This is a genomic window from Methylocystis sp. IM3, assembly GCF_038070105.1.
In the GTDB taxonomy this organism is placed as follows: Bacteria; Pseudomonadota; Alphaproteobacteria; order Rhizobiales; family Beijerinckiaceae; genus Methylocystis.
Window position 1 is genome coordinate 1,826,943 of record NZ_JBBPBZ010000002.1, and the last position, 26,822, is coordinate 1,853,764.

The window sequence follows — 26,822 nt, forward strand, 5'->3', positions numbered from 1 at the left end:
GAGGAACACATGCCCCGACTGTTTACGGCCCTTGAAGTTCCTCCCCATGTCGCCGAAAACCTCGCGCGGCTGCGCGGCGGCGTTTCCGGCGCGCGCTGGATCGACGTCGAGAACTACCACATCACGCTGCGCTTCATCGGCGATGTGGACGACGCCTTCGCCCGCGACGCGGCGCATGCCTTGTCGTTCATCCGCCGGCCGGAACTGGACGTCGCGATCGACCAGCTCGACTCCTTTGGAGGCGGCAAGCCGCGCGCCATCGTCGCCCGCGTGCGGCCGGCCCCGGCGCTCCTCGAATTGCAGGCGGAGCAGGAGCGCCTGATGCGACGGCTCGGCGCGCCGAGCGAGGCCCGCAAATATGCGCCGCATGTGACGCTCGCCCGGCTGCGAGGATCGAATTCCGCCTCCGTCGCCGCCTATCTCGGCGCGCGCGGCTACTTCCCGCCACTCAAATTCACGGCGGAGCGTTTCGTGCTCTATTCGTCGCGCGACTCGGTCGGCGGCGGTCCTTATGTCGTCGAGGCCGAATATCCGCTGCTCCCCGCGCCTGCGGCGCTCAACGGCGTGGTGGGGCTGTAGCTTTGCGCAAGATGGATACTGCGCTGACGCTGAAGGCGGTCGACAATCGGTCGTCTTTTTGAGGCGAGCCGAAGACGTGAGCGAACAACCCGAAGGTCTGCTTCTGCAGCTTATGTTAGAAATGCGCGGGGATGTCGCCGTTCTTCGCGGAGAGACGGCGTCCCTGCGCGCTGAAATGGTGAGCCTGCGCGCCGAAATGGCGACGAAGAGCGACCTCGCGGAGGCGAAGGCGGATCTGACCTCGGAACTTCACTCGCTGCGCGCTGGCGTAGCGTCCGACCTTGCGACGCTGGACGCCAAAATCGACCGCACGCGCAAGGACTAGGGATCGTCGCAAGCCTTTACGCCTTTACGCCTTCTCGCTGCGCGCTTTTGCGGCTTTCTGCTTGTCCCTGGCGATCGCCTTGGCGCGGCCCTCTTCGGCAACGGCGGCGAGGCCCGGATCTTTCGCCACCGCCTCGGCGATCAGCCGGTTCGAGGCGGTCTCGATCTCCGACTGCATCGTCTCGAAAAAAGCACGGGGCGGCAGGCCCGGCGGGATCAACGGCAGGAATTCGATGGTCGCCGTGCCGGGGCGGATCAGAAAGGAGCGGCGCGGCCAGAAGAGGCCGGCGTTCAGGGCGACGGGAAGCACCGGCGCACCGGTCGCGGCGTAGAGATGGGCGATGCCGAATTTGTAGGCCGGCGGGGCGCCTGCCGGGCGTCTCGTGCCTTCGGGGAAAATGAAAAGCTGGCGCCCCTGCGCGAAAATATGCTTCGCCTTCTCGACGAGTTGCGGCAGCAGCTTGCCGCCCTTGGCGCGGTTGATGCCGACCTGCTCGGCGGCCAAGAGATACCAGCCGAAGAAGGGGATCATCACCAGCTCGCGCTTCAGAATATAGCTGAAGTCGGGAAAACGGATCGGCAGGACGAAAGTGTCCCAGATCGACTGATGCTTGCTGGCGACGATCATGGCGCCGCCGTTTGGCGGGATGTTTTCGAGCCCGCGCCATTCGATTTTCAGACCGCAGATCTTTTCCACGAGCCAGAGCGAGGTGCGGCCCCATGTCCGGCCGAGCTCCATGGAGACTTGCCGGCGCATCACGAGGCCCGGTAGCCAGATCACCATCAGCAGGATCGTGTTGGCCCAGAACAGGACTTGAAAAACAAGCGAGCGCAGGAAGAGCATTGCCAATACCGTTCGCGTTAGAGCCTCGATCTGATGCGTCAGGCTCTCTTGTCTCGTCGCGCTCTCTGCCGCCAAACCGATTCCCGCTTCGGCGGAAGGCGCTCCAGTCGCGCGCCTTTTACGCCAGCGGAGCCAGATTTCACAAGAAGCTCAATCGGCGGACGCCTCACTACTGCGCAGCGGGCCGAGGTCGAGTTCGCCGGCGCTGTCCGGGCGCGTCAACGCCACGCGCGTCAGGGCGCCGAGAAACTTCACATATTCGCTGGCGACGAGGCGCATGACGGCAGGATCGCTCGCCCAGTCGGCGACGTTCGCATGCTCGCTCACGACCGGGAAGGGATAAAGCCTCACCTCGGGAAGCGCCGCGGAAAGCTCAACGAGCGCGCGCGGCATATGATAATTCGACGTAACGACGATGAGCGAGCGCGTGATATTGTGCACCTGCGCCCATTGTTTCGTTTCCCGGGCGTTGCCGAAGGTGTCGAGCGCCTCGTAGCCGAGATCGACGCAGCAATTGAAGAGGTCGCGCGACACCGGCAGACGTCGGGCGAGAACAGAACTGCGCGTCGCGCGGTTGACGCCGGTGATGAGCAGGCGCCGCGCCTGTCCGCGCGCCAGAAGCTCGGCCGCCTCCAGAACGCGGTCGGAGCCGCCGGTCAGCGCCACGACGCCCTCGGCCTTCACCGACAGCGTGGGCTCGACCCGCGCCAGCGACAGCGCGAACCAGACATAGCCGAGCGCGAAGGCGACCGCGCCCAGCCCGACCACGCTCGCCGCCGTCAGGAGGAGTGCGCGCGCCACGCGGGCCCGCGTCGCGCGCCACCAGCGCGCCATCGCCCTCACCGTGCCGTTCCTCTCGCTTTTCAGCCGACCGCGCGTCGAGGCGCGATTCCTGGAGAGATATATGGTCATAAGCCGCGGCTCGGGGCGAGTGGCCTCATCCCAGTCCCCGCAGGTGGCGGAAGACGATGCGCCGGGAAAGCCAGCCCGTCAGAAGCGCGGCGGCGGCGGCGAGAAGCAGGATGACGACGAAGCCCTCGGCCCCGATCGTGAGGTCGCCGAACATGGCCTGCATCTGCTCGCCCCCCGCAGTCGTGCGCCACTGCCGCAGCAGCGCCTGTGCGGCGAGGAGAAAGACGATCGCCGCGCCGCCGCCGATGAGCGCCCCGCGCAAGCCGAGCGCCAGAAAGCGGCGCTGGAATTCCTGCGCGATGAAGGCGTCGGCGGCGCCGACGATGTGGAGCACTTCGACGATCTCGCGATTGGTCGCCACGGCGGCCCGCGTCGCGGAGGCGACGGCGAGTCCCATGGCGCCGATGATGAGCATGAAAATCATCGCCGCCACGGCGACCACGGCGCGGGTCATGTCGCCCAGCCTCGCGGTGAAGATGCGGTGGTCGTCGAAGGTGGCGCTCGGCACGGCGCCCGCCAGCGCCTCGCGCAATTCCGAAAGGTCGGGGCGGTTACGGGGATCGAGCTTGACGACGATCATGCGCGGCATCGGGAGTTGCGACAGATCGAGCCCCTGGCCGAGCCAGGGCGCGAGAAGGCCCTCCGACTCGGCCTTGGAATAGATCTGCGCCTCCCGGACGCCGGGCGTGTCGCGCAGGATGTCGGCTGCGACGCGCAGGTCCGACTCCATGTCGCGGCCGGGCGCGGGCCGCACCTGAACGCTCGCCTCGCTCGCCGCCTCGCTGCGCCATTCGCTGCTGGAGTCGGCCACGAGAAGCGCCGCCGCCGCCGCAAGGGCGGCGAGAAAGGTCATGATCGCGATCACCATCACGAGCGAGCGCCCGGCGATGGAATCGGTCGGCACGAGCGGCGAGGCCAGGGCGGGGTCGTCCTCCCCGGCATCCACGGGCGCGCGCGGCGCTCCCATGCGCGCCACCCAGCGGCTGGCCATCTCCCAGTCCATGCGCTTACTCGAAAATATGCAGACGGCCTTCGGCGAGCACGAGGCGACGCGCCTCCTCGTACTGGTCCATCAGGCTCAGGTCGTGCGTGGCGATGATGACGGCGGTTCCGGATTTGTGCAGCTCGACGAAGAGCCGCAGGATACGGCGCGCCAGCGTCGGATCGACGTTGCCGGTCGGCTCGTCCGCCAGGAGAAGCTTCGGCTGCGAGATGAGGGCGCGCGCAATTGCGGCGCGCTGCTTCTCGCCGCCGGAGAGGACGCTCGGCAGGCAATGCTTGCGGTCGCCGAGGCCCACCCATTTGAGCAGTTCGAGAACCTCGGCCCGGTAGCTCGATTCCTCGCGGCCGAGCACGCGCAGCGGCAGCGCGACATTTTCATAGAGCGTCAGATGATCGAGCAGGCGAAAATCCTGGAACACCACGCCGATCTGGCGGCGCATCTCGGTGACGTCGTCCTTGTCGAGCGTGGCGGTGTCGCGGTCGAAAATACTGATGAGGCCCCGCGTCGGCTTGAGCGCCATGATGATGAGGCGCATGAGAGTCGTCTTGCCGGCGCCCGAAGGCCCGGTGAGGAACTGGAAGGACTGCTGGGCGATGTCGAAACTGATGTCGCGGAGCGTCTCCGGCCCCACTCCGTAGCGCAGTCCGACATTTTCGAAGCTCAACACGCTCGTTCTTTCCCAAAGGCCGGCCGCGCAAACAGACGCGCGAGGGGCCTCGAAGAGAGAATCGCGCGCCGCGAGGATAATCAGTTCACGCGCCCTTAACCACAATCGCCGTTAATAAAAGAAACGTTTTGTTCACTGCGCCGCAAAATCTGGAGCGTCGGATGAGGGCTGAAGCCGAGCGGGTAGAGAAACGGCCATCGCAGAGAGAGATCAGGGCCGAGGCGGCGAGCGCCGCCAGCCGTGCGCAATTTCGTGACGAGTTGTGGGGCGACGCGGCGCGTCCGGCGATCCGCGCCCTTCCGCCGGCCAAGCGCGACCGCTGGCCGATCATCGCCACGATTATCGCAATCGTCCTTGGCTCCTCGGCGCTCATCGCGATGCGCGAGCGAATCGTGCGCATCTTCCCGCCGATGGCGACCGGCTATCGCCTGATCGGCGCGCCCGTGAATCTCGCGGGGCTCGAACTGCGCGACGTTAGAGCGCGAATCGTGACCGACGACGGCCGCAGAGTGCTGGTGACGGAGGGTGAGATCGTCAACCTGCGCCGGGAGCCCAACCGGCCGCCGCCGCTCTCGCTCTCGGTGCGCGGCGCCAATGGCCTCGCCCGTTATGTCTGGACCACGCCGGCGCCCAAGGCCCGGCTCGAGGGGGCCGAGACAATCGCCTTCAGCGCCCGGCTGGCGTCGCCGCCGGAGGACGGGACGGAAGTCTTTGTCCGCTTCGCCCAGGCTGAGGACCGCTAAACCATCGCCTTGACTGTAGCTACAGTCAAGCCTATGTAGATTCGTGGAAAATTTCGGCGAGCGCCATGCTGCTCGGTCCTGGCGGCGGGAGGAGGCACGAATAGCGCGCGGCGTCTGCACGCTTGCGCGCTCTCGGCGATGGCGCAGCTCCCCGGTGCGGAGACTGCGATGTTTTCGGACGAGAATTTGCGACGCGTCCTTTTCGACGCCAGTTCGGACTGCGTTCTGATACTGGACGAAGAAGGCCGCGCGCTGATGGTCAATGAGACCTGCCGGCGCCTCATGGAGTCGGTCGGAGCGCCCGATCTTGTCGGCGACCTTTGGGTCGAGCGGTGGCCAGCCGAGGCGCGCAAGAATGTCTCTGAAGCTTTGAGTTCCGCGAGAGCGGGCGAGACCGTGCGCTTTCGCGAGTCTTGCCATGGGACCAGCTCGCAAAAATGGTGGGATGTCTGCGTCGCGCCGATCCGGACAGAATCGGGCGGGGCGATGCGGCTTCTGTGCGTCTGCCGGGATATCACCGACACCCGCCGGGCGCAGCAGGAGGCGCTGGAGAGCGAGGCGCGGCTGCAACTGGGATGCGCGACCGCCGGCCTTGCCTTGGCGAGCATGGATTTCAAGCAGGGCTTGGCTTTTTTATCGGTCGAGTCTGCGCGGCTGCTCGGCCTCGGGAACGAGGCGACGACCCTATCCCTGAATGAGCTTCCCTCGCTGGTGCATCCGGATGACCGGGACCGGGTCATGGAGGCAATCGCCATGTCGCTTCGCCCGGACGGGCCGGGCTGGTTCGAGTTGGATCTTCGGATCGTCCGGCCGTCGGGGGAGGTCCGTTGGCACCGCGCCCGCCAGCAGGTGATTTTCGAGGGAGAGGGGGCGGAGCGTCGCGCCAGCCACGCCATTCTCGCTTCGTTCGACATCACCAAACAGAAGGCGGCCGAAGAGACGCTGCAGAGAAACAAGGAATTTCTCCGCGCCATGCTCGATTCGCTGCCGCATCACGTGGCGGTGATCGGAGAGGATGGAAGGATCATCGCCGTCAACAAGCCGTGGGATCGATTCGCGAGAGCGAATGGCGGCGCGCCCGACAGCGTCGGGCTCGGCGTCGATTATCTCGCCTCGGCGCGGATCGCGGCGATGGAGGGAGATGTTTTCGCAAGCCGGGCTTTCGAGGGCATCAGCTCGGTGCTGACCGGCAGCCGCGACAAATTCATTCTGGAATATCCGTGCCACGCGCCCGACCGCGAACAATGGTTCATGCTGCACGCCATGCGGCTGTCCTGGCCTCCCGCTGCGGTCATTCTCAGTCATACGGACATTACCGAGCGCATACGAAACGAGCAGAGGCTGCGAGAGGCGGAAGAACGGCTGCGCGAGAGCGACCGCAACAAGGATGAGTTCATCGCCACGCTGGCGCATGAATTGAGAAACCCGCTCGCGCCCCTGCGCTCGGGTCTCCAATTCATGCGCCGCGTGAGACCCGGCGAACCTGGGTTCGCGCGCATGCAGGACATCATGGAGCGTCAGGTTGCGCATCTGGTGCGCCTCGTTGACGACCTCCTCGACATCTCCCGCATCAGCAGAGGCAAGGTGGAGCTCAGAAAGGAGCGGATCGACGCCGTCGCCATCGTGAGACAGGCGATCGCGGATGTCCGCGCGCTGATGGAGGCCAAGAATCTCGCGATCCACATGCGCGGCTTCGACGCGCCCATGCCGATGGTGGGCGATCCCGTGCGCGTGTCGCAGATCATCGTCAATCTGCTCGACAACGCCATCAAATATTCCGACGGCGGCGGAACCATCCGTCTCGCGGCGCAGCGCAACGGCATGGAAATCTGCATTGCGATCAGCGACACCGGGGCGGGCATTTCGCCGGACATGCTGCCGATGATCTTCGATCTCTTCACGCAGGGCGAGGGAACGCCGAAGCAGGGGCGCGCGGGGCTCGGCATCGGCCTCGCGCTCGTGCGCAAGCTCGTGGAAATGCATGGCGGCTCGGTGGAGGCGCAGAGCGACGGCCTGGGCCACGGCGCGCGCTTTCTCGTGCGGTTTCCGCTGGCCGAGGGCGTCTCGCAGGCGGCGGGCGTGGACGCCGCGGACTTGCAGCCGATCGGCGTCGGCGGCCGGCGGGCGCTCATCATCGACGACAACCGGGACGCGGCGGACAGTCTCGCGATCGCGCTCTCTCATTGCGGATTCGAGGTGGACGTGGCCTACAGTGGCATGGAGGGCCTTGCGCGGGCTGCGGCCTTCACGCCCGATCTGGTGCTGCTCGACCTCGGCATGCCCGTCATGGACGGCTACCAGACCGCGCGCGCCCTGCGGGCGCAGCCGGGCGGCGCCGAGATCGAGCTCGTCGCTCTCACGGGCTGGGGCGAGGAGGAGGCGCGCCGCCGCGTGAAGGAGGCAGGCTTCGATGGTCATCTGATCAAGCCGGCGCGCATCGAGGACATTGCGGCGTTATTCCCGAGCGGCCAGCCCGTGACCGCTTCCGAGTAGGAGGCGCATTCCCAACCCCGGCAAAATGGCCTAATCAGGCGCCATGCCGTCCGAACCCCTTGCGCCGACCCTCTTCGTCAACGCCCGCCTCGTCGATCCCGCCATGGGGAGCGAGACGCCGGGCGGGCTTCTCGTCTCGGACGGGCGCATCGCCGACCTGGGACCGGGGCTGACCCGCGACGGCGCTCCAGAGGGCGCGCGCGTCATCGATTGCGGCGGCGAGGTCGTGGCGCCCGGCCTGATCGACATGCAGGCTTTTGTCGGCGAGCCCGGCGCGGAGCATCGCGAGACCATCGCCAGCGCAACGCTCTCGGCGGCCATCGGCGGCGTGACGACGCTTGTTTCGACCAGCTCGACCTTGCCAGCCGTGGATGATCCGGCCGTCGTCGATTTCGTGCTGCGCCGCGCGCGCGACACCGGCAAGGTGCGGGTGCTGCCCATGGCGGCGCTCACCAAGGGCCGCGAGGGCAAGGAGATCGCCGAGATCGGCCTCCTCCAGCAGGCCGGCGCCGTCGCCTTCTTCGACGGCGCGCGCTCGATCCGCAACGCGCTGGTGATGCGGCGGGCGATGAGCTACGCCCGCGATTTCAACGCGCTTGTCGTGCACTTCACTCAGGACCCGGACCTCGCCGGGGGCGTGATGAACGAGGGCGAATTCGCCCTGCGTCTCGGGCTGGCGGGCGTGCCGCGAGAGGCCGAGGCAATCATGCTCGACCGCGATTTGCGGCTCGTCGCGCTCACCGGGGCACGCTATCACGCGGCGATTCTCACCTCGACGCTTTCGCTCGATTCGCTGCGCGCCGCCAAGGCGGCGGGGCTGCCCGTCACCTGCGGCGTGACGATCAACCATCTGACGCTCAACGAAAACGATATTGGCGATTATCGCAGCTTCCTGAAACTGCGGCCGCCGCTGCGCCACGAAGAGGAGCGCAAGGCGCTCGTCGCGGCGCTCGCCGAGGGCCTGATCGACGTCGTCGTTTCGGACCATGATCCGCAGGACGTGGAGACCAAACGCCTGCCGTTCGCGGAAGCCGAATTCGGGGCGATCGGCGTCGAGACCATGCTTGCCGCCGGCCTGCGTCTCGTCCATTCGGGCGATGTGACCCTGCCGAGGCTCCTCGCCGCCATGTCGTCGCGGCCGGCCGACATTCTCGGACTGCCGCAGGGGCGCCTGCGCAAGGGCGCGCCCGCCGATCTGATCCGATTCGACCCCGACGAGCCCTTCGTCGTCGATCCCGAGCTGCTCCATTCGCGCTGCCGCAACACGCCCTTCGACGGCGCGCTGTTGCAGGGCGTCGTCAAGACGACCATGGTCGCCGGGCGCATCGTGCACGAGAGCGCGCCATGAGCCGGATCGCGATTTACTCCGGCACCTTCGATCCGCTGACCTATGGCCATCTCGACGTGTTGAGGCAGGGCGTCGCGCTGTTCGACAAGGTCGTCGTCGCGATCGGCGTGCATCCCGGCAAGGCGCCATGGCTCACGTTCGAGGAGCGCGCCGAGACGATCGCCGCCATATGCGCGGAGGAGGGTTTCGCCGACCGGGTGGAGGCGAGGAGCTTCGACGGCCTCGTCGTGGAGGCGGCGCGCGCCGCCGGCGCCGGCGCCATTTTGCGCGGATTGCGCGACGGCTCCGATTTCGACTATGAAATGCAGATGGCGGGGATGAACGGGACGCTCGCGCCCGATATTCGCACAATTTTCCTGCCTGCGTCGCCGGGGCTGCGCCACATCAGCGGCACCCTCGTGCGTCAGATCGCGGCGCTTGGCGGCGACGTGTCGGCCTTCGCGCCGGCCGCTTCCGTCGAGGCCCTCGAACGCGCCATCAAAAGGCGCGGCACTTAAAGCCTTAAGGGAGGCTCGATGAAACTCACCCGCCGTGTTCTGCTTTCCGCCGTGGCCATTTCCGCTGCGCTCGGGACCGCCTCGATCGCCCGCGCCGAGGACAAGCTCCTCTATATCGACACCAAGGACGGGCGCATCACCATCAAGCTGCGCCCCGATCTCGCGCCCAAGCATGTCGAGCGCATCGAGCGGCTCGCCAAGGAGCATTTCTACGACAACATTGCCTTCCATCGCGTGATCGAAGGCTTCATGGCGCAGGGCGGCGATCCCGACGGCACTGGCATGGGCAGCTCGCGCTATCCCGATCTCAAGGCGGAATTCAGCAGCGAGCCGTTCAAGCGCGGCACGGTCGCCATGGCCCGCCAGCCGGGCGACAAGGACTCGGCCAATTCGCAGTTCTTCATCTGCTTCGCCGAGACGCCGCAGCTCAACGGCAAATACACGATCTGGGGCGAGGTCGTCTCCGGCATGGACGTCGTCGACAAGATCAAGAAGGGCGACAAGGCCAATAACGGCGCGGTCGAAAATCCCGACCGCATGCTCAAGGTTCGCGTCGCCGGCGACGAGAGCTGAGCGCCGATCCTCCAGCGTCACGGCCGGGCTCGACCCGGCCGACTTCCAGCGTCATGGCCGGGCTTGGCCCGGCCATCCACGCTGAGCCGCTTTCACGAGGCCGGACAAGTCCGGTCGAGACGCGGCGAGGCGACCCAAAAAGGAATCAAAAATGACCGAAGCCGCCGACACCATGACGCTCGAGACCACGAAAGGTCCGGTCGTCATCAAGTTCCGCCCCGACCTCGCGCCCAAGCATGTGGAGCGCATCAAGAAGCTCGTATCCGAGGGCTTCTATGACGGCATCGTCTTTCACCGCGTGATCGAGGGCTTCATGGCGCAGACGGGCTGCCCGCGCGGCACCGGCACCGGCGGGTCGCAATATCCGAACCTCGAGCAGGAATTCAACGAAGCGCCGCATGTGCGCGGAACCTGCTCCATGGCGCGCGCCTCGCATCCCGACACGGCGAATTCGCAATTCTTCATCTGCTTCGACGACGCCCGCTTCCTCGACCGTCAATATACGGTCTGGGGCGAGGTGATCTCGGGCATGGAGAACGTCGACAAGATCAAGCGCGGCGAGCCTGTCCGGGACCCGGACAAGATCGTCAAGGCGACGCTGGGCTGATCCGCCGGCACCGTCATGGCCGGGCGCGTCCCGGCCATCCACGCCCCGGCGAGGGGCGAACACCCGCGTGGATGCCCGCGACGAGCGCGGGCATGACGCGCTGAACAAGCGCCCTGACACGTCCATGCGCGTCGATCTCTTCGATTTCGATCTCCCCCAGGACCGGATTGCGCTGCGGCCCGCCGAGCCGCGCGACAGCGCGCGCCTGCTCGTCGTCCCGCCGAGGGGCGGTTTCGACGACCGCATCGTGCGTGACCTGCCGTCCTTTCTGAAGGCGGGGGATATTCTCGTCGTCAACGACACGCGCGTCATTCACGCGCGCCTTTCCGGCAAGAGGCTGCGCGGCGACTTGAGCGCGGGCGTCGAGGCCACGCTGATCGAGCGGCTCGACGCGGCGCGCTGGCGCGCGCTGATGCGGCCGGCGAAGAAGTTGCAGATCGGCGATCTCGTCCGCTTTGGCCGCGAAGGCGAGGGCGCCTGTCTCCTTGGCGCGCTCGACGCCCGTGTGGAGGCGAAGGGCGAGGAAGGCGAGATTACTCTCCGCTTCGACCTTTGCGACGCGGCGCTCGACGACGCGATCGAGGCGGCGGGGGAGATGCCGCTGCCGCCCTATATCGCCGGCAAGCGCGCCGCCGACGCCCGCGACGAATCCGATTATCAGACCGTCTTCGCACGGGAGGCGGGCGCCGTGGCCGCGCCGACGGCGGGGTTGCATTTCACGCCCGCGTTGCTCGCGGCGCTCGACGCGCAGGGCGTGCGTCTCGCGCGCGTGACGCTCCATGTCGGCGCCGGCACCTTCCTGCCGGTGAAGGCGGAGGATACGGAAGCGCACAAGATGCATGAGGAATTCGCGCGAATCGACGCGGCGACGGCTCAGGCGCTCAACGTGGCGCGCGCCAGGGGCGGCCGCATCGTCGCTATCGGCACGACGGCGCTGCGCACGCTCGAAAGCGCCGCGACGCCCGACGGCCTGATCGCGCCTTACGCGGCGCGTACAGGCATTTTTATCACGCCGGGTTACAAGTTCCGTGCGACGGACATGCTCCTGACCAATTTCCACCTGCCGCGTTCGACGCTTTTCATGCTCGTCTCGGCCTTCTGCGGCCTCGACCGCATGAAGGCCGCCTATGCCCACGCCATCGCCGAGGGCTACCGCTTCTACTCCTATGGCGACGCGAGCCTGCTCTACCGCGCCGATCCATGACGGCTCGCGGCGTTCGCCTGATCGCGCAATGGCGCGACGATCCGACAGAGGCGCTGATGACCGTCGATCTGCGCATGGACGGGCTCCGCTTCGCCGCGCCGTGGGACGTGTTCGGAGCCATCGACCTCGACGGCGCCCGCCCGCGTCCCTTCATCCTGCGACGCGACGGACGCATCGACTTCGGTGAGAGCGGCGACAGGTGGCGCACGGATTTACGTGATGCGGAACTGAAGGTCGGGACGCTTTTCTCGGTCTGGTTCAACGAGACGGATTTCGGAGCCTACAAAATCGTGAAGATCGCCGAACCCGGCGCGAAGGAGCGCACATGAGCGCGGAATTTTCCTTTATCGTTGAGGCGACGGACGGCGCCGCCCGCAGGGGCGAGATCCTTACGCCGCGCGGAACCATCCGCACGCCCGCCTTCATGCCGGTCGGCACGGCGGCGACGGTGAAAGCCATGTTCCCGCAGGACGTGCGCGCCACGGGCGCCGACATTCTGCTCGGCAATGTCTATCACCTCATGCTGCGCCCCGGTGCCGAGCGCGTCGCACGCCTCGGCGGCCTGCATCGCTTCATGAACTGGCCTTATCCGATCCTCACCGACTCGGGCGGCTTTCAGGTCATGTCGCTCGCCAAGCTGCGCAAGCTCGATGAGGAGGGCGTCACTTTCCAGTCGCATATCGACGGCTCGCGGCATCATCTTTCGCCCGAGCGTTCGATGGAGATCCAGCACCTCCTGGGTTCCGACATTCAGATGCAATTCGACGAATGCGTGCGTCTGCCCTGTTCCGACGCCGAGGCCGAGCGCGCGATGCGCCTCTCGCTGCGCTGGGCCGAACGCTCGCGCAAGGCCTTTCGCGACGAGCCTGGCAGGGCGGTCTTCGGCATCGTGCAGGGCGGCGCCTGCAAGCCCCTGCGAATCGAAAGCGCGAAAGCGCTCGCCGACATGGATTTCCATGGCCTTGCGGTCGGTGGCCTCGCGGTCGGCGAGCCGCAGGAAGTGATGCTCGACATGCTGGAGACGACGCTGCCGCATCTGCCGCATGCGAAGCCCCGCTATCTCATGGGCGTCGGCACGCCGGACGACATCGTGCAGGCGGTGGCGCGCGGGATCGACATGTTCGACTGCGTGATGCCGACCCGCGCCGGCCGCCACGGCCTCGCCTATACGCGGTTCGGAAAAATCAACATCAAGAATTCACGCCATGCGGAAGATCTGTCTCCGCTCGATCCCCAATCGGATTGCCCGGCGGCGCGCGACTACTCCCGCGCCTATCTGCATCATCTCGTAAAAGCGGGGGAAATCCTCGGAATGATGCTGCTCACGCAGGCCAATGTGGCTTATTATCAGAGCCTGATGGCGGGGTTGAGGACGGCGATCGCGGAAGGGCGACTCTCCGACTTCATCGCCGAGACCCGTGCCGGATGGGACGCGGGGGAGGCGGCCAATTGCCCTCGATAGGGTTTTTACGACGCGCGTAAATGGATGAGCGATTGACCGGAGCCGAAGATGGGCCGTCGCCATAGCCGTTACGATAAAGAGCTGACGCGGCTTTTTCTGGCCGGGGGCTTTCCCGGCCGAAGCGCCCGTCTCGACGGCGCCGCCGCGCCGGCCTTGCGTCCGGAGCCGATCCAGCGGCCACCGCCAGACCCACCGCCGCCGTCTCATGCCGCGCTTGCGCGGCGCGATCCCGTGCGCCGGGCCTCCCCTGCGCCGAAGTTTTCCGCTCCAATGGAGTCGCGCATCATGACGCCGCACCCGGGTCAGGTTCTGGCCCAGCATCTCGCCGATCTCGGCCTGACTGCTTCCGACCTTGCCCGAGACATTGACGTGCCCGTCAATCGGGTGACGGCGATCATCAACGGGCAGCGCGGCGTGACCGCGGATACGGCGCTACGCCTCGGTCACTGGTTCGGCGTCGATCCCGAGGATTGGCTCGGCCTGCAACTCGAATATGAGCTGGCCGTGGCGCGTCACGAAGTGGGCGTCAAAGTGAAGAGGCTGCCCCGCCTTGCCGACCGCGTTTCGTAAGCCGGCGCCACGGGTCGAGGGCTTCTTCGCGGCGATACGCGCCTTCGACGCCTTCGGCGCGCCGACGCAAGTCGTGGAGGAGGGCGGTCTTACCTATTACGTAAACGAATATTGGACCTCCGCGCAGCGTTCCGCTCATTCGCTGCACGAGATCAGCTATCGCGCCTGTTTCAAGCCGCAGCTTCCCGCCTTCTTCATTGAGCGGTTGACGACGCCGGGCGAGACTGTTTGCGATCCCTTCATGGGACGCGGCACGACGCCGCTTCAGGCCGCTCTGATGGGACGCCGCGCTGTCGGCTCCGACGCCAATCCGCTCTCGGTGATGTTGACGCGTCCCCGGCTGGGGCCGCCGGCGCTCGACGCCGTCGCAGAAAGGCTGGCCGAGGCGCCGCTGTCGTCAGGCGACATCCTTCGGGAGGATCTTCTCGCCTTCTACCACCCTGAGACGCTGCGCCAGATCTGCGCGCTGCGCGATTGGCTCGCCGCCCGCCTCTCTGGCGCGACGCCCGACCGCGTCGACGACTGGATCAGGATGGTGGCGCTCAACCGGCTGACGGGTCACTCGCCGGGGTTTTTCTCTGTTTACACCATGCCGCCCAACCAGGCGGTGAGCGTGAAGGCGCAGCTCAAGATCAACGCCCGCCGCGCGCAGACGCCGCCGATGCGGGACATCGCTCGGCTGATCCTCAAGAAATCGCGCGCCCTTCTCGCCGACGGTCCGCCGCCGCCGTCGCCGCCCGCAAATCTGGCCGTAGCTGACGCCGCGCGGCTTTCGCATCTTGCCGACAACAGCGCCGATCTGGTCGTCACCTCGCCGCCCTTTCTCGACGTTGTCGATTATCGCGGCGACAATTGGCTGCGCAACTGGTTCGCAGGCGTGGAGACCGAGACGATCGCGATTTCTCAATTGCGCGGCCTCGCCGCCTGGACGCGCATGACGCGAGGCGTCTTTGAGGAACTCGCCCGCATCCTGCGGCCCGGCGGCCATGTGGCTTACGAGGTCGGGGAGGTGCGCGGCGGCGGCGTGCTGCTGGAGCGGCTCGTCTGGGACGCCATGGCGGGCCTGCCCTTCGAGCGCCTGGGCGTCATGGTCAATCAGCAGAAATTCACCAAGACCAGCAATTGCTGGGGCGTCGCCAACAACGCCAAGGGCGTCAACAGCAACCGCATCGTTCTTGCACGCCGTGCTTGACCTTGGCTATTGTCCTGGTCTAGTCAAATCTGACAATCAGGTATTTGAGATTCTGACCGCGGATGCGTCGGAGGCCGACTGGAGACCGGTCCCGCGACGCTCACAACGAGCCGCCAGGGCGTGCGCCACAACGCTGTTTTGGCGGGATCACGGCCATCTTCCGAGGCGGGACATGCAGGACAATGACTTCAGCACTGGGTTGCAGCAGCTTTTCGCGATCAATCTGGTCGCGTCCACCGACTTCCGGGCGTGGTTTCTGGCCCGCACCAAATTTGGCCGACTTTGGCCTCTCGCGCGTCTCCTTCACCAAGAGCAGCAGGAATGGCGGGGGCAGGTCCCCTGGTGGGAGAACTGGCGCGGAAACGGCCGCCATGCAACCGAAATGCTTTTCATTTTTGAAGTCGAGCCCACGCAGTTGCGCTTTGCGTTGCATACGGCGATTGCCGCCGATGTTGGCAATCTCGCAGCCTCCAAGAACGCCCTCCGCCAGACATCCGCTCAATCCATGAGAGATCAGGAATCTCTCGCGGGCTATACTGATTTCGAAACAGTGCTGCTTGCGCCGCGGAAGCTGATCGACCAGGACGCGCACACGCTCAGTTACGACCGGCGCATTCCGTTCGAAGATATCCGCGGCTTCATCCCCAACTTCGGGGCTGGGAGGCGGCCAGCAGCCTGATCGCTTATCGTGCGCAAACGGCTGGTCACGGACCTCTCTCGCTCCCGGTCGTCACGATCCGGGACAACGGGGCGGGGCGCATACTCCGGCCATAATCTCCGGCTCTCTTTCATGTCGAAAGGGTTTCATGTGCGTAGGGTTGGCTGATGAAACTAAAGCACGTTGTTTTCGCTCACCTCCTGGCGGCATTCTTGTTCAGCGTTTCGACGCCCGCCGCCGCCGATCGTTATGCCGCCTCATGCTCCGACATTCTCAATGTAAGCAGTTCCGAGGCTGATTTTCTTTACTATGACGCCCGGACGGAGCTTGGCTCAGAAACAGCCCTCCGGCTATGGAACGGCTATCACAGGCTGAAATATGCCTGCGCCAGAAATCCCGGCGCGAAAATGGTGGTGAATCTCAGCCCGAGAGTGAGGGCTTTTTTGGAGTCGCGCTGACTCCGAGAAGCTTTCTTCGCGACCGCGCTCGAATATCGCTAGCAGGCGTCAGCGGCCTGATCGCTCATCCGGCGCGAAGCAACCGGATCGCCTCGTCTCTCTCGAACAGATAGAGTAGGACGCGCAGTGCTTGCCCGCGCTCGCTCGACAGGTCTGGGTCCCGGCGCAGGATGAGCTCCGCGTCGTCGCGTGCGATGGCGAGAAGGCGGGCATGGGCGGCAAGATCGGCGAGGCGGAAGCCGGGAAGGCCAGCCTGGCGCGTGCCGAGCAATTCGCCCTCACCACGTAGGCGCAGGTCTTCTTCCGCTATACGGAATCCGTCTTCCGTCTGGCGTAAGATCATCAGCCGCGCCTTGGCGGCTTCGCTGAGCGGCCCCTTGTAGAGGAGAAGACAGCTCGATTCTCCCGCGCCGCGTCCGACCCGACCGCGCAGTTGGTGAAGCTGCGCGAGGCCGAAACGCTCTGCGTGCTCGATGACCATGATTGTCGCCTCGGGCACGTCCACGCCCACTTCCACCACAGTGGTGGCGACGAGGACTTTCGTCTCGCCGCGCTGGAACGCCTCCATGGCGGCGTCCTTCTCGAGCCCCTTCATGCGCCCATGCAGCAGGCCCACGGCCTCGCCGAAATAGTGCCGAAGATCGTCGGCGCGCGCCTCGGCGGCTGCGAGGTCGAGATCCTCGTTCTCCTCGACGAGCGGACAGACCCAATACGCGCGGGCGCCCGCCGCCACTGCGCGCCGCAGACCCGCCACGACCTCGCCGATGCGTGAGGCAGGGAGCGCGCGGGTCGAAATGGGCGTGCGGCCAGGCGGCTTTTCATCCAGCGCGGAAACGTCCATGTCGCCGAAGGCGGTCAGCGCCAGCGTGCGGGGGATGGGCGTCGCCGTCATGACGAGCACGTCCACCGCCTCGCCCTTGGCGCCGAGCGCCAATCTCTGCTGTACGCCGAAGCGGTGCTGCTCGTCGACCACGGCAAGCCCGAGATCATGGAAGGCGAGATCGCCCTGAACCAGCGCATGGGTGCCGACGACGATGTCGACCGCGCCTGCCGCAATGGCCGCGTGGGCCGCCGCGCGTTCGCTGGGCTTGAGCCGCCCGGTGAGCAGCGCGGCGCGCACGCCCGAGGGCTCGAGGAGCGGCACGAGACGCTCATAATGCTGCCGCGCGAGAATTTCGGTCGGCGCCATCAGGGCCGCCTGCCGCCCGCATTCGACGACGCTGGCCATGGCCAGCGCGGCGACCACCGTCTTGCCTGAGCCCACGTCGCCCTGCACGAGACGCAGCATGCGCATGTCGGACCCGAGGTCGGCGCGGATGTCCTCAAGCGCGCGCCGCTGCGCGCCCGTGAGCCGGAACGGCAGAGCCACCTCGATCGCGGACGAGATGCGGCCGTCGCCCTTGTTCTCGCGACCCGGCAGGCGGCGCATTTTCGCGCGCGTCAATCTCAACGCCAGTTGACTCGCAAGCAGTTCGTCGAGCGCGAGCCGCTGACGCGCGGGATGCTGCGGCGACAGCGCCTTGAGGCTTTCCGGCCGATGCGCAGCGCGCAGGGCTTCGGCGAAAGCCGGGAGGTTGCTCGCGGCGCGCACGGAGGGCTCCAGCCATTCGGGCAGATCGGGAAGGCGCGCCAGCGCCTCTTCCGTTGCGCGTAAAACAAAACGCGGTTGAAGCCCTTCCGTCAGCCCATAGACAGGTTCGCATGGCGGAAGCCGCGCGATCCCCGCTTCGTCGAGCACGCGGTCCGGATGCACCATTTGACGGCGGCCGTCATAGAGCTCGATGCGGCCAGAAATCCAGCGGGTTGCGCCAAGCGGCAGGCTGCGCTCGATCCAGTCGGCGTTGGCGAGGAAGAAGACGAGCTCGACGTCGCCCGTCTCGTCCTCGACCATGACGCGATAGGGTTGCTTGCCATAGCGCCCCTGCGGTCGACGATGGTCGACGACGCGCGCCTTGATGACGACCTGCATATCAAGGGGCGCCGCGGCGATGGTCGGGCGCTGGCTACGGTCTATGATATTGACGGGCAGGTGAAAAAGCAGATCGACGACGCGCGCCTGCGCTCCCGGCCTGGCGAGCAGACGGTCGAAAAGCGGGGCAGTCTTCGGGCCGACGCCGGGGAGGGCGGTTGCCCGGCCAAAAAGCGGGGTGAGTATGTCGGGACGCATCGGATTCTCTGTGGAGCGTCCTAGCACGGTTTGGCGAGTATTGCTTCGTCTGCGAAACCGGCCGCGCCGGGCTCAGGAGGGTGTCTCGCCGCTCGAAAGCGACGCCGAAGATCCGGCGCCGGGCCGCTCGCGTGGCTGATCCGCGCAAAGGTCACATTTTGCCCAGGTGAACCACTTCCTGAGATTTTCGCTGGTTAGTCCCACGCGCCTGCGACTGCAATAGTTCTACGTATTTATACGCATGTTCATATTGTTGATAATATTGTTACGATAATTATCGTTCACAAAATAAGCGACGATAACCACGCTCTTTTAACAACGATAAAATCACAAACGTATGCTTTACAATAACAGATAGCTAAGATTACTGCCGCATGAGTAATGTTTTGCGCTTTCCACCGAATCGGTGAATCTGATCGAGCTTTCAGCAAATAGTGACTAGTGGAGATCTCCACTAAGTATTGCTGTAACGAGCTCTCGACGTGGCCTTTTTTAACGCCGGGATCAGATTAATCAGAATTGGTGGGGGGAGAGCTTATGCAGGCGACAAGAAATGGGCGAACGCTGCCGGCACGGAACTGGACTCGGCTCCTGCTGTGCTGCGTATTCTACGCGCCCAGCCCCTTGATGGCGCAAAATCCTGGTGACGATCCGGCAAATCATGCATGGCAGGCGCGTGCGATCGCGCATGCGCAGAAAATGCGCATGTTTCGCGACATGGTGACGGGACAACAGCCCACACCCAAAACGATCCCGGTCAACAGGCTGGATTTCGATCCCTCGGGCATGATTGCGACGTTTCAGCCAAAGGGTCCGACGCAAACTTCAGAAAACGCCTTTTTTCGTAATCTCGGAACGAACGGACGTACATGCCTAACCTGTCACGCGCCAGAAAATGGCTGGACAATCAGCGCGACGAGTGTGCAAACTCGTTTTGCCGTCAGCTTTGGCAACGACCCGATTTTTCGTTTGGTCGACGGCGCAACCTGTCCGACCGCCGACGTTTCGTCGATCGACGCGAAGCTCAATGCCTACAGTCTCTTGTTGAGCAAGGGCCTGATACGAATCGGGTTGCCAATTCCCAACAATGCTGAATTTTCCCTATCCGTAGCGAGCGATGATTTTGGTTGCAACACGGATCCTCGCACGGGCGTCGCGACGGGGATTGTCTCGATTTATCGGCGCCCGCTGCCATCGACGAACCTGGGCTTTCTGGGGGTTGATTTTACTAGCGCCGATAAACGGCTGAACCCAACGATCATGTGGGACGGGCGAGAGCCGAGCCTTGCGAGCCAGGCGAATGACGCAACGCTTGGACACGCCCAGGCAAACGGTTCGCCAAACAATGATCAGTTGAACCAGATCGTGAGCTTTGAGACCGGTATTTTCACAGCACAGGCATATGACAGCAAAGCGAAGAATTTAACCGGGGCAAATGGCGTCGCAGGCGGCCCCGCGCCGTTGCAACAACAGCTATCCGAGTTTTATCCAGGGGTGAACGATCCAATCGGTCTGAATCCAAAAGGCACGCCATTCACCTCACTCATATTCAAAACCTACGCATCCTGGGAAGGTATGCTCGGCGGCGCCGGACTCACGTCCGATCAGGCCGCGGTCGCCCGTGGCGAGGCGCTGTTCAACAACACGAAATTCGCTATTACCAAAGTTGGCGGGCTGAACGATGAACTCGGCATTGCGTCGATCTCCGGCTTTTGCGGAACGTGCCACGACTCGCCCAATGTCGGAAATCATTCTGTCAAAATGCCGTTGAATATCGGTGTGGCCAACGCGCCGGTGGATTTGCCGCCGGGTGTGATCGACGCCACGGGTCTACCAGTATTCAACCTGGCCTGTAATAGCGGGCCATTGGCTGGGAAAACATTCAGAACGACGGATCCAGGCCGCGCGCTGATTTCTGGGAAGTGCGCCGACATCGGCAAGTTCAAGGGGCCGATTCTTCGTGGCCTTGCGGCACGCGCGCCGTATTTTCACAATGGTTCGGCTTCTACTCTGCTCGACGTCGTGAACTTCTACGACGTTCGCTTCAATATCGGTTTCTCTGAGCAGCAAAAGCGCGATCTGGTCGCCTTCCTGAAGGCTTTGTAACTCGTCAGCCAATATCCCCGCCGCGGCGCTGCGGCGGGGTCTCCCATCGAAAGCAACGACGCCATGCACGGGCGCGTCTGCCGGCCTGTGGACGCGGCCCTGGCTGGCGGTCGCCATATTGCGGCTTCCCGAACGCTGTTATAACCTCCGTTTGCACATGGAAGATTGAAACGGCTGTTCCAACAATGAGCGACACTGATCCGATTGAAGCCTATGGCGTGTTGAAGGTCATACGCATCGGCAATTCGCTGGGCGTCGTTCTGCCGCGGGAGATCGTCGCCGATCTTGCTGTCGAGAAGGGCGACAGGGTTTTTCTCACCCGCTCGCCCGAGGGCTATCGCCTGACGAAAAGCGACCCTGAGTTCGAGCGCCGCGTGGTGTTGGCGAAACGCATCATGAGCAAAAGACATAACGCGCTGCGCGAGTTGTCGAAGCTCGGATGATGATTCTCGGCGGCGCGACGCGCGGGTGCGCCGCACGCAAATAGGAGGTATGAAATGGCAAGGCTCGCCTGTCTCCTTCTCGCCCTCGCCTTAGCCGCTTGCGCCAGTAGTTCGGACGCGGGGCCAAGCGCCGGAACCATCCAGCTTCGCGGCGCCGCCGCCGGGTTTACGCCCAGGCAGTGACGGCGACGGGAAGCTCTATGGCCGCTTGCCCGGTTCAGCCATGAAGACCGACGCAGCGGGAGGCTGGCGCTTCCTCGATCGTGCAATTGCGCTCGCCATTCACGAGGAAGCGCTGGCCGCGCACGGCGGCGCCGTGGGATTGATCAGCGAGGACGCCCTGACGGCCGCGCTGCGGCGACCGCTGGATGTTGCGCGCGCTAATCCCGGCTGTGACGCGGCGCGCCTTGCGGCCGCCTGCGCCGGCGGCTTTATCCGCAGCCATCCCTTCGTGCAGGGCAAGAAACGTGTGGCGCTCGTCGCGCTCGAGCTGTTTCTGGCTGACAATGGTTACGCTCTTGCGGCCAGCGACGAAGAATGCTTCCTCGTCCTCGCGCAGTTCGCTCATCGGGAGATCGACGAGGAGGCGCTCGCGGCATGGGTGCGGGCTCACATTTTACCGTCTCGACGGTAGCAGCAAAGCCGCGGGACCGGTCGTCGCCATCGCAGGCGAGCTGGCGCGTCCTTCGTCCCGGTCCCGATTCAGTTGACCGGCGCGTCGTAACTTTCGGCGTTCTCGGCGCCCTTGAATGTATAATGCCACCATTCGCGCGGGTAATTTTCAAACCCATGGCGCCGCATGAGCGCGACGAGCACGTCACGATGCGCGCGGGCGTCGCCGGTCGTCCTCGATTTCGTCCACGAGCGCGGATCGAAAAAATCGAATGGCGTGCCGAAATTCCACCCGGCGACGCCCAGATCGACCGCAAGGCCGGTAGAGTGGGTGGATTGCGCCGCAATATAGCCCTGCGGGAAGAGCTGGCTCTTGTCGAGGCGCGGATAATAGTTGGGCTTGGTGGTTTGATCGGCGCGTCGCGACCAGTCCACAAAGGCCGAGACGGCGCGCCTGGGGCGGTAGCAATCATAAACCACGAGCGAGAAGCCCTTGGTCTTCGCCTCGGCCTGCGCAGCGGCGAGCGCCTTGGCCGCTTCCGTCCTCAACCAGCATTGCGGCGCGTCATAGCCGGGAACGGGGTGGCCGGTGAAATTGTTGCGGCCCGCATAGCGCATGTCTTGACTGATATCGGGTGCGACGTCGGCAAGGCGCGAGAAACCCGGCGGCGGCTCGGCGTGCGCGGCGGCGGCGAAGAGAAGCGAGCCGGCGAGGAAGGCTTTTCTGTTCATTTCGAAAATCCATGTGCGCGGGCGCAAATCGGGAGACAAGGAGCGAGAAGTATATCTGATGCCGCATTTTGCGGAGGTTCCAATGTCAGGGAATTTAACTAAGGGTCTTTTCATCGGGGCGCTGGGCCTGGGCGCTGCTTTCGCCAGTCCCGCAGGCGCGGCGGACCGCTGCATGGTCACCGATCCAACGGGCACGCCGCTCAATATCCGCGATCAGCAGAAGAATATCATCGGCACAATTCCGAACGGCCGAATCGTCGTTGTCCGCCGGGTAGGAGAGGACAACGAGGGAAAACCGTGGGCGCTCGTCATGACGCCGGCCGGCAGGACGCTCGGCTGGGTCTATCGTGAGTTCATCAGCTGCTACTGAGCGAATGCGGGGCGCTCATCGCCCCTCCCTCGGCCAGCCGGGAGGGGCGCGTTCGCTTGGTCGAGACGGCGGCTCCTTTACCCCTTGGGCTTGTCCGCCCCGCCATGCGCCGCCGACCAGGCGATCGGGTCGGCGATGAAGGACTCGACCTCATTCAGCGCATCCTCGGGGAAATAGCGATGCGCGCGCGCGACCGCGAGCACGTCGCGCCAGGTGGCGAGGTAGTGCATGTTGATGCCAAGCTTGCCGAGGTCTTCGCGTGCGCCGGCGAAAATGTCGTAGAAGAAGAAAACGAAGACGTTGTCGCAGCGTTGGCCCGAGTCGCGCAGCGCCTGCACGAAATCTTTCTTGGAGCCGCCGTCGGTGGCGAGGTCTTCGACAAGCAGGGCGCGGCCGTTCTCGTGCAGATCACCTTCGATGCGCGCATTGCGGCCGAAGCCCTTGGGCTTCTTGCGCACATATTGCATCGGCAGCATCAGGCTGTCCGAGATCCAGGCCGCGAAGGGGATGCCGGCCGTCTCGCCGCCGGCCACTACATCGAGCGACTCATAGCCGATGTCGCGCTCGATGGCGCGGGTCGCGAAGTCCACAAGCCGCCGGCGCAGGCGCGGGTAGCTGATGATCTTGCGCATGTCGATATAGACCGGCGACGCCCAGCCCGCCGTCGTGATGAAGGGCTTCTGCGTATTGACGAGCACTGCCTGCACTTCGATCAGCGCCTTGGCGGTCTCTTGCGCGGCGAATTGACGGTCGTTGGACATGAAAGAGGCAAGGCTCCCTGTTGGTTGCGTCGAGCAGCCATAACCTATTTTTCGTCCGGGCGCGCGGCCGTCTGGCCGAAGAGAATCTCCCGCTCCAGCGCCGTGAAATCCATGCGGCGTCGCTCGTAGGGCGCGCCGGCGGCATAGGCGCGGGCGACAGCGGGCCGCGCCCTGATCGATTCGAACCAGCGCTTGAGGCGCGGGAAGTCGTCGAGGTCCTGTCCCTGGTCCTCATGCGGGACGATCCAGGGGTAGCAGGCGATGTCGGCGATGGAATAGTCGCCCGCGACATAGGGCGATTGCGCCAGCGCCCGATCGAGCACGCCATAGAGGCGGGCGGTCTCGTTGCGGTAGCGTTCGATGGCGTAGGGGATGCGGGCCGGAGCGTATTTGGCGAAATGGTGATTCTGCCCGGCCATGGGCCCGAGGCCGCCGACCTGCCAGAACAGCCATTGCAGCGCGCGCATGCGCCCGCGCAGGTCCTGCGGAAGCAGCCGGCCGGTTTTCTCGGCGAGATAGAGCAGTATGGCCCCGGATTCGAAGATTGCGACTTCGGCCCCGCCGTCGGCGGGCGCGTGGTCGACGATCGCGGGCATGCGGTTGTTCGGCGAAATCGCGAGAAACTCAGGCTTGAACTGATCGCCCTTGCCGATGTCGACGGGTCTGATCCGGTAGGCGAGGCCCGTCTCTTCCAGAAGGATCGTGATTTTATGGCCGTTGGGCGTGGGCCAGTAATACAGGTCGATCATTCAGCGCTCCTTCCGGCCGTCCGCACGTTCTTTCCCACTGTGGCTCGAACTTGTCGATAGGCGCCCAGGCATAAGCGTGGCTATTGTGGCTCCGACGCCTCGGCCAGACGTCGGTAGCCGTAGCGCAAACCCTTGGCTCCCAAGCGCAATCTTGCGGACAGTCCGAGGGCCGTGCGGGAGTGGATGATGTGGCCGCGGGGCGCCGTCTGCATTCCAATTCCGCCTCCTGTTTTCATATGAGGCGGTCGCAGGGCGTATCGAATCGCGCTCCGCATTCTCATTCGCGCGCATTCGCGCTAGGCTTCGGGCATTGCAGAAAGAGGGAGCCGCATCGTGGTCGTGCGAATTGCAAAGATGGCGGTCGCCGCGGCGATGGGCGTGTTGATGCTCATCGTCGCGCTCGACAACGTTCTCGATTACGGGACGAATTTCGACGTCGTGCAGCATATTCTTTCGATGGACATGGTCCCGCCAAGTCCATTCAAATGGCGCGCCATCGCCAGCCCGGCGCTGCACCATCTTTTCTATGTCTTCATCATCGTCGTCGAGTTTGCGTCGGGCGCGCTCGCGCTCTACGGCGCGTGGCTGCTGTGGGGGGCGCGGGCAGGGGGCGCCGGCATCTTCAATACGACGAAAAAGACCGCAATCGCCGGCGTCGCGCTGGGCTTCCTGCTTTATTCCTTCGGCTTCATGACCGTTGGCGGCGAATGGTTCCAGATGTGGCGCGCAGGCGTGTACAACTTGCAGGAGCCGGCCTTCCGCTTCATCGGCATGCTCGGGCTCTCGCTGGTTTTCATCTCGCTCGCCGATATGGACCTGATCTAGCCGCGCGCTACCTTCTCGCCGAGCGGAGGCGGGATCATGAGCGCAGGGAAGACAGCCTTTGTCCTCGCCGGCGGCGGCAGTCTCGGTTGTGTGCAGGTCGGGATGCTGCGCGCTTTGCTTGCGGCGGGCGTGGCGCCGGATTTTGTCGTCGGCTCCTCCGTGGGCGCCTTGAACGCCAGCTATTTCGCGGCCTATCCGCACGCCGAAGGCGTCGAGGCTCTGGCGACCATCTGGTTCGGCCTGCGCCGCAGGGATGTGTTTCCGTTCAGCATGACCACGGCTCTGGCCGTGCTCAAGGGACGCGACTATCTCGTCGATCCAGCGCCGCTCAGACGCCTCGTCGAGAAAACGCTCCCGTTTCGGCGGCTCGAGGAGGCGCCTCTGCCGGTTCATCTCGTCGCGACGGACATGCAGGGCATCGCCGTGCCGCTGTCGCAGGGAGACGCCGTAGAAGCGATCATGGCGAGCGCCGCCGTGCCCGGCGTCTTTCCGCCTGTCGAGATCGACGACGTTTCATTGATGGATGGCGCGGTCGCCGCCAATACGCCGCTCAGCCTCGCGGCTGCCCTCGGCGCACGGCGGGTATTCATTTTGCCGACCGGCTACGCCTGCGATCTCGAGGGCCCCCCGTCGGGCGCCGTGGCGCGGGCGCTGCACGCCATCACTTTGCTCATCGCGTGGCAATTGATGCGCGACATCGAACGATTGCCCGAAGAAATCGAAGTGCGCATGGCGCCGGCGCTCTGCCCGCTCAACGTATCGCCTTATGATTTCTCGCAGGCCGAAAGCCTGATCTCGCGGGCGACCCTGTCGACGCGCAGATGGATCGAGCAGGGCGGCTTGACGAGACCCGCGTCGCCCCGTCAGCTTGCGCCACACCACCATCAGCACGCTGGACATCCGGCGACACATTCGATGTGAACCAAAGAGCTCCGAATGGACGATCAATACGAGGACATTGGCGCGGCCTATCAAGGGGCGAGGCAAGCGCCGACATCGCTCTTTCTGGAAGCGCCATCCGTCATCAAAGCGATTGGCCGGTTGGACGGCAAGCGCGCGATCGACTTCGCCTGCGGAGAGGGTTTTTATTCGAGAATTCTGAAAAGGCTTGGCGCTCCGGTTGTGGTGGGAGTGGATCTCTCGCCGCAGATGATCGAGCTCGCGCGCAGGGAGGAGGATCACGCGCCTTTGGGCGTAAGTTACTTCGTGGGCGATGCCTCGGTGAAAAGGAAGTTTGGAACCTTCGACATTGCGACCGCAGTATTTCTATTCAATTATGCGGAAGATATCGAGACGCTCGAAAGCATGGTTTCAAATGTATCCGACAATCTGTCGGATAATGGTCGGCTTCTCGCAGTCGTGCCCAGTCCAGATTTCGTAAACGGCCGTAAGGACACATTGCCTTATGGCTACTTCATCGAAGAATTGCAGCGTAACGAGACGGGCGCGCGCTTCAGGATGCATTTCTACGGGGAGTCTGAATTTTCGATCGACTGCATGCAATGGGATCGGGAAATCTATGAAATGGTCCTCGCACGCAACGGCTTTTCTCAGATCGAATGGATACGCTTCGAGGTGACGCCTGAAGGTATTCTCGAATTCGGCGAGGAGTTTTGGCGCGCGACCTTGTCGAACCCCAAAAGCGTCATTCTTTCCGCGGTGAAGGGATGACCGGCCGCTTTCAGGAAGCCGACCCTTTCATGGATGAAATTTTCTCGGCGAGTTCGTCGAATTTCTCGATCTGAGCCAAAATCTCGTCGTGCAGCTGCTTCAGAATTTCCGCAGAGTCGATCAGGTCTTGGACAGCCTCGTTGGACATCGTTGTTTTTTCGACTTCTTCCGACAAACCGAGCGCCTCCGTTGCTTGTCGATGGATCAGAGAGGCAATCAATAATCCAAACCGCATGGACAAATTAAGGCATC

At 64.5% G+C, this 26,822-nt stretch carries 31 protein-coding genes; 22 read left to right on the forward strand and 9 right to left on the reverse strand.

Features of this window, described 5'->3' with window-relative positions; all coding sequences use genetic code 11:
• The first annotated feature begins 9 nt into the window (after positions 1 to 9).
• Positions 10 to 579 carry an RNA 2',3'-cyclic phosphodiesterase gene (thpR, locus tag WOC76_RS10730; protein ID WP_341106961.1) on the forward strand — a complete coding sequence of 190 codons (570 nt, stop codon included), beginning with the start codon at positions 10 to 12 and terminating at the stop codon, positions 577 to 579.
• Positions 580 to 655: 76 nt separating this feature from the next.
• A complete protein-coding gene (locus WOC76_RS10735) occupies positions 656 to 904 on the forward strand; it encodes a hypothetical protein (protein WP_341106959.1) in 249 nt (82 codons plus the stop codon).
• A gap of 24 nt (positions 905 to 928) precedes the next feature.
• Here the strand turns inward: WOC76_RS10735 and WOC76_RS10740 are convergent, their stop codons facing one another.
• The 4 genes from WOC76_RS10740 to ftsE form a co-directional block, all read right to left on the reverse strand.
• The gene (locus WOC76_RS10740) at positions 929 to 1,747 is read right to left on the reverse strand and encodes a lysophospholipid acyltransferase family protein (protein ID WP_341106957.1); all 819 of its coding nucleotides are present in this window, start codon (positions 1,745 to 1,747) and stop codon (positions 929 to 931) included.
• A gap of 150 nt (positions 1,748 to 1,897) precedes the next feature.
• Positions 1,898 to 2,659 (reverse strand): YdcF family protein, encoded by a 762-nt coding sequence (locus tag WOC76_RS10745; RefSeq protein WP_341106955.1) that lies wholly within the window; start codon positions 2,657 to 2,659, stop codon positions 1,898 to 1,900.
• A gap of 25 nt (positions 2,660 to 2,684) precedes the next feature.
• Positions 2,685 to 3,662, reverse strand: a complete 978-nt coding sequence (locus WOC76_RS10750) for a cell division protein FtsX (RefSeq protein ID WP_341106953.1) — start codon at positions 3,660 to 3,662, stop codon at positions 2,685 to 2,687.
• Between the two features lie 4 nt (positions 3,663 to 3,666).
• On the reverse strand, positions 3,667 to 4,329 hold the full coding sequence (gene ftsE, locus WOC76_RS10755; protein WP_341106951.1) for a cell division ATP-binding protein FtsE: 663 nt from the start codon (positions 4,327 to 4,329) through the stop codon (positions 3,667 to 3,669).
• A 161-nt stretch (positions 4,330 to 4,490) separates the two neighbouring features.
• Between ftsE and WOC76_RS10760 the strand changes: the two genes are divergently transcribed.
• From WOC76_RS10760 to WOC76_RS10820, 13 genes are all read left to right on the forward strand, one after another.
• Positions 4,491 to 5,072: a hypothetical protein gene (locus WOC76_RS10760; protein ID WP_341388327.1), complete on the forward strand. Its 582-nt coding sequence runs from the start codon at positions 4,491 to 4,493 to the stop codon at positions 5,070 to 5,072.
• Between the two features lie 168 nt (positions 5,073 to 5,240).
• Entirely contained in the window at positions 5,241 to 7,565 is a 2,325-nt protein-coding gene (locus tag WOC76_RS10765) for an ATP-binding protein (RefSeq protein WP_341106948.1), read from the forward strand.
• Between the two features lie 43 nt (positions 7,566 to 7,608).
• Positions 7,609 to 8,913, forward strand: a complete 1,305-nt coding sequence (gene pyrC / locus WOC76_RS10770) for a dihydroorotase (RefSeq protein ID WP_341106946.1) — start codon at positions 7,609 to 7,611, stop codon at positions 8,911 to 8,913.
• Positions 8,910 to 9,410: a pantetheine-phosphate adenylyltransferase gene (gene coaD, locus WOC76_RS10775; protein WP_341106945.1), complete on the forward strand. Its 501-nt coding sequence runs from the start codon at positions 8,910 to 8,912 to the stop codon at positions 9,408 to 9,410. Before pyrC ends, coaD begins: the two co-directional genes overlap by 4 nt.
• An 18-nt stretch (positions 9,411 to 9,428) precedes the next feature.
• A complete protein-coding gene (locus tag WOC76_RS10780; protein WP_341106943.1) occupies positions 9,429 to 9,983 on the forward strand; it encodes a peptidylprolyl isomerase in 555 nt (184 codons plus the stop codon).
• A gap of 151 nt (positions 9,984 to 10,134) precedes the next feature.
• Positions 10,135 to 10,590: a peptidylprolyl isomerase gene (locus tag WOC76_RS10785; protein WP_341106941.1), complete on the forward strand. Its 456-nt coding sequence runs from the start codon at positions 10,135 to 10,137 to the stop codon at positions 10,588 to 10,590.
• 124 nt (positions 10,591 to 10,714) lie between these two features.
• Positions 10,715 to 11,794 carry a tRNA preQ1(34) S-adenosylmethionine ribosyltransferase-isomerase QueA gene (gene queA / locus WOC76_RS10790; RefSeq protein ID WP_341389820.1) on the forward strand — a complete coding sequence of 360 codons (1,080 nt, stop codon included), beginning with the start codon at positions 10,715 to 10,717 and terminating at the stop codon, positions 11,792 to 11,794.
• On the forward strand, positions 11,791 to 12,123 hold the full coding sequence (locus WOC76_RS10795; protein WP_341106940.1) for a hypothetical protein: 333 nt from the start codon (positions 11,791 to 11,793) through the stop codon (positions 12,121 to 12,123). Before queA ends, WOC76_RS10795 begins: the two co-directional genes overlap by 4 nt.
• Complete coding sequence (gene tgt, locus WOC76_RS10800) at positions 12,120 to 13,256, forward strand: tRNA guanosine(34) transglycosylase Tgt (protein ID WP_341106939.1); 1,137 nt, start codon at positions 12,120 to 12,122, stop codon at positions 13,254 to 13,256. The genes WOC76_RS10795 and tgt overlap by 4 nt, the downstream gene beginning before the upstream one ends.
• A 48-nt stretch (positions 13,257 to 13,304) precedes the next feature.
• On the forward strand, positions 13,305 to 13,826 hold the full coding sequence (locus WOC76_RS10805) for a HigA family addiction module antitoxin (protein ID WP_341106937.1): 522 nt from the start codon (positions 13,305 to 13,307) through the stop codon (positions 13,824 to 13,826).
• Positions 13,807 to 15,018, forward strand: a complete 1,212-nt coding sequence (locus tag WOC76_RS10810) for a DNA methyltransferase (protein ID WP_341106935.1) — start codon at positions 13,807 to 13,809, stop codon at positions 15,016 to 15,018. The genes WOC76_RS10805 and WOC76_RS10810 overlap by 20 nt, the downstream gene beginning before the upstream one ends.
• Positions 15,002 to 15,697 (forward strand): hypothetical protein, encoded by a 696-nt coding sequence (locus WOC76_RS10815; protein WP_341431411.1) that lies wholly within the window; start codon positions 15,002 to 15,004, stop codon positions 15,695 to 15,697. The genes WOC76_RS10810 and WOC76_RS10815 overlap by 17 nt, the downstream gene beginning before the upstream one ends.
• A gap of 146 nt (positions 15,698 to 15,843) precedes the next feature.
• Positions 15,844 to 16,134 carry a hypothetical protein gene (locus WOC76_RS10820; RefSeq protein WP_341431412.1) on the forward strand — a complete coding sequence of 97 codons (291 nt, stop codon included), beginning with the start codon at positions 15,844 to 15,846 and terminating at the stop codon, positions 16,132 to 16,134.
• A gap of 64 nt (positions 16,135 to 16,198) precedes the next feature.
• Here WOC76_RS10820 and recG read toward each other — a convergent pair whose 3' ends face one another.
• Entirely contained in the window at positions 16,199 to 18,301 is a 2,103-nt protein-coding gene (gene recG, locus WOC76_RS10825) for an ATP-dependent DNA helicase RecG (protein ID WP_341106932.1), read from the reverse strand.
• Between the two features lie 537 nt (positions 18,302 to 18,838).
• Here recG and WOC76_RS10830 point away from each other — a divergent pair.
• The 3 genes from WOC76_RS10830 (at position 18,839) to WOC76_RS10840 (ending at position 21,484) form a co-directional block, all read left to right on the forward strand.
• On the forward strand, positions 18,839 to 20,407 hold the full coding sequence (locus WOC76_RS10830; RefSeq protein WP_341388336.1) for a hypothetical protein: 1,569 nt from the start codon (positions 18,839 to 18,841) through the stop codon (positions 20,405 to 20,407).
• Positions 20,408 to 20,592: 185 nt separating this feature from the next.
• Positions 20,593 to 20,850 carry an AbrB/MazE/SpoVT family DNA-binding domain-containing protein gene (locus WOC76_RS10835; RefSeq protein ID WP_341106928.1) on the forward strand — a complete coding sequence of 86 codons (258 nt, stop codon included), beginning with the start codon at positions 20,593 to 20,595 and terminating at the stop codon, positions 20,848 to 20,850.
• 223 nt (positions 20,851 to 21,073) lie between these two features.
• Positions 21,074 to 21,484, forward strand: a complete 411-nt coding sequence (locus tag WOC76_RS10840) for a type II toxin-antitoxin system death-on-curing family toxin (RefSeq protein ID WP_341106927.1) — start codon at positions 21,074 to 21,076, stop codon at positions 21,482 to 21,484.
• A 68-nt stretch (positions 21,485 to 21,552) separates the two neighbouring features.
• Here the strand turns inward: WOC76_RS10840 and WOC76_RS10845 are convergent, their stop codons facing one another.
• Positions 21,553 to 22,194: a M15 family metallopeptidase gene (locus WOC76_RS10845; protein WP_341106925.1), complete on the reverse strand. Its 642-nt coding sequence runs from the start codon at positions 22,192 to 22,194 to the stop codon at positions 21,553 to 21,555.
• A gap of 58 nt (positions 22,195 to 22,252) precedes the next feature.
• Here WOC76_RS10845 and WOC76_RS10850 point away from each other — a divergent pair, with 58 nt between their 5' ends.
• Positions 22,253 to 22,564, forward strand: coding sequence for a peptide-binding protein (locus WOC76_RS10850; RefSeq protein WP_341106923.1), 312 nt, complete (start codon positions 22,253 to 22,255; stop codon positions 22,562 to 22,564).
• Positions 22,565 to 22,641: 77 nt separating this feature from the next.
• On the opposite strand, the gene WOC76_RS10855 is transcribed toward WOC76_RS10850, so the two are convergent.
• Both WOC76_RS10855 and WOC76_RS10860 read right to left on the reverse strand, forming a co-directional pair.
• On the reverse strand, positions 22,642 to 23,325 hold the full coding sequence (locus tag WOC76_RS10855) for an orotate phosphoribosyltransferase (RefSeq protein WP_341106922.1): 684 nt from the start codon (positions 23,323 to 23,325) through the stop codon (positions 22,642 to 22,644).
• Positions 23,326 to 23,369: 44 nt separating this feature from the next.
• The gene (locus tag WOC76_RS10860; RefSeq protein ID WP_341106920.1) at positions 23,370 to 24,074 is read right to left on the reverse strand and encodes a glutathione S-transferase N-terminal domain-containing protein; all 705 of its coding nucleotides are present in this window, start codon (positions 24,072 to 24,074) and stop codon (positions 23,370 to 23,372) included.
• Positions 24,075 to 24,407: 333 nt separating this feature from the next.
• Here WOC76_RS10860 and WOC76_RS10865 point away from each other — a divergent pair, with 333 nt between their 5' ends.
• Genes WOC76_RS10865 through WOC76_RS10875 form a run of 3 tightly spaced genes read left to right on the forward strand, consistent with a single transcriptional unit; the run spans position 24,408 to position 26,570 of the window.
• Positions 24,408 to 24,899: a DUF2165 family protein gene (locus tag WOC76_RS10865; RefSeq protein WP_341388341.1), complete on the forward strand. Its 492-nt coding sequence runs from the start codon at positions 24,408 to 24,410 to the stop codon at positions 24,897 to 24,899.
• A 36-nt stretch (positions 24,900 to 24,935) separates the two neighbouring features.
• Complete coding sequence (locus WOC76_RS10870) at positions 24,936 to 25,820, forward strand: patatin-like phospholipase family protein (RefSeq protein ID WP_341106917.1); 885 nt, start codon at positions 24,936 to 24,938, stop codon at positions 25,818 to 25,820.
• 15 nt (positions 25,821 to 25,835) lie between these two features.
• Positions 25,836 to 26,570, forward strand: a complete 735-nt coding sequence (locus tag WOC76_RS10875) for a class I SAM-dependent methyltransferase (RefSeq protein WP_341106916.1) — start codon at positions 25,836 to 25,838, stop codon at positions 26,568 to 26,570.
• Between the two features lie 10 nt (positions 26,571 to 26,580).
• On the opposite strand, the gene WOC76_RS10880 is transcribed toward WOC76_RS10875, so the two are convergent.
• Positions 26,581 to 26,811 carry a hypothetical protein gene (locus WOC76_RS10880; protein WP_341106915.1) on the reverse strand — a complete coding sequence of 77 codons (231 nt, stop codon included), beginning with the start codon at positions 26,809 to 26,811 and terminating at the stop codon, positions 26,581 to 26,583.
• Positions 26,812 to 26,822: the final 11 nt, after the last annotated feature.

Bases quoted from the DNA above. Each gene is read 5' to 3' on its own strand.
- thpR (WP_341106961.1), top strand. From the start codon at position 10: ATGCCCCGACTGTTTACGGCCCTTGAAGTTCCTCCCCATGTCGCCGAA.
- WOC76_RS10740 (WP_341106957.1), bottom strand. From the start codon at position 1,747: ATGCTCTTCCTGCGCTCGCTTGTTTTTCAAGTCCTGTTCTGGGCCAAC.
- WOC76_RS10745 (WP_341106955.1), bottom strand. From the start codon at position 2,659: ATGACCATATATCTCTCCAGGAATCGCGCCTCGACGCGCGGTCGGCTG.
- WOC76_RS10750 (WP_341106953.1), bottom strand. From the start codon at position 3,662: ATGGACTGGGAGATGGCCAGCCGCTGGGTGGCGCGCATGGGAGCGCCG.
- WOC76_RS10760 (WP_341388327.1), top strand. From the start codon at position 4,491: ATGAGGGCTGAAGCCGAGCGGGTAGAGAAACGGCCATCGCAGAGAGAG.
- WOC76_RS10765 (WP_341106948.1), top strand. From the start codon at position 5,241: ATGTTTTCGGACGAGAATTTGCGACGCGTCCTTTTCGACGCCAGTTCG.
- pyrC (WP_341106946.1), top strand. From the start codon at position 7,609: ATGCCGTCCGAACCCCTTGCGCCGACCCTCTTCGTCAACGCCCGCCTC.
- coaD (WP_341106945.1), top strand. From the start codon at position 8,910: ATGAGCCGGATCGCGATTTACTCCGGCACCTTCGATCCGCTGACCTAT.
- WOC76_RS10780 (WP_341106943.1), top strand. From the start codon at position 9,429: ATGAAACTCACCCGCCGTGTTCTGCTTTCCGCCGTGGCCATTTCCGCT.
- WOC76_RS10785 (WP_341106941.1), top strand. From the start codon at position 10,135: ATGACCGAAGCCGCCGACACCATGACGCTCGAGACCACGAAAGGTCCG.
- queA (WP_341389820.1), top strand. From the start codon at position 10,715: ATGCGCGTCGATCTCTTCGATTTCGATCTCCCCCAGGACCGGATTGCG.
- WOC76_RS10795 (WP_341106940.1), top strand. From the start codon at position 11,791: ATGACGGCTCGCGGCGTTCGCCTGATCGCGCAATGGCGCGACGATCCG.
- tgt (WP_341106939.1), top strand. From the start codon at position 12,120: ATGAGCGCGGAATTTTCCTTTATCGTTGAGGCGACGGACGGCGCCGCC.
- WOC76_RS10805 (WP_341106937.1), top strand. From the start codon at position 13,305: ATGGGCCGTCGCCATAGCCGTTACGATAAAGAGCTGACGCGGCTTTTT.
- WOC76_RS10820 (WP_341431412.1), top strand. From the start codon at position 15,844: ATGAAACTAAAGCACGTTGTTTTCGCTCACCTCCTGGCGGCATTCTTG.
- recG (WP_341106932.1), bottom strand. From the start codon at position 18,301: ATGCGTCCCGACATACTCACCCCGCTTTTTGGCCGGGCAACCGCCCTC.
- WOC76_RS10830 (WP_341388336.1), top strand. From the start codon at position 18,839: ATGCAGGCGACAAGAAATGGGCGAACGCTGCCGGCACGGAACTGGACT.
- WOC76_RS10835 (WP_341106928.1), top strand. From the start codon at position 20,593: ATGAGCGACACTGATCCGATTGAAGCCTATGGCGTGTTGAAGGTCATA.
- WOC76_RS10840 (WP_341106927.1), top strand. From the start codon at position 21,074: ATGAAGACCGACGCAGCGGGAGGCTGGCGCTTCCTCGATCGTGCAATT.
- WOC76_RS10845 (WP_341106925.1), bottom strand. From the start codon at position 22,194: ATGAACAGAAAAGCCTTCCTCGCCGGCTCGCTTCTCTTCGCCGCCGCC.
- WOC76_RS10850 (WP_341106923.1), top strand. From the start codon at position 22,253: ATGCCGCATTTTGCGGAGGTTCCAATGTCAGGGAATTTAACTAAGGGT.
- WOC76_RS10855 (WP_341106922.1), bottom strand. From the start codon at position 23,325: ATGTCCAACGACCGTCAATTCGCCGCGCAAGAGACCGCCAAGGCGCTG.
- WOC76_RS10860 (WP_341106920.1), bottom strand. From the start codon at position 24,074: ATGATCGACCTGTATTACTGGCCCACGCCCAACGGCCATAAAATCACG.
- WOC76_RS10870 (WP_341106917.1), top strand. From the start codon at position 24,936: ATGAGCGCAGGGAAGACAGCCTTTGTCCTCGCCGGCGGCGGCAGTCTC.
- WOC76_RS10875 (WP_341106916.1), top strand. From the start codon at position 25,836: ATGGACGATCAATACGAGGACATTGGCGCGGCCTATCAAGGGGCGAGG.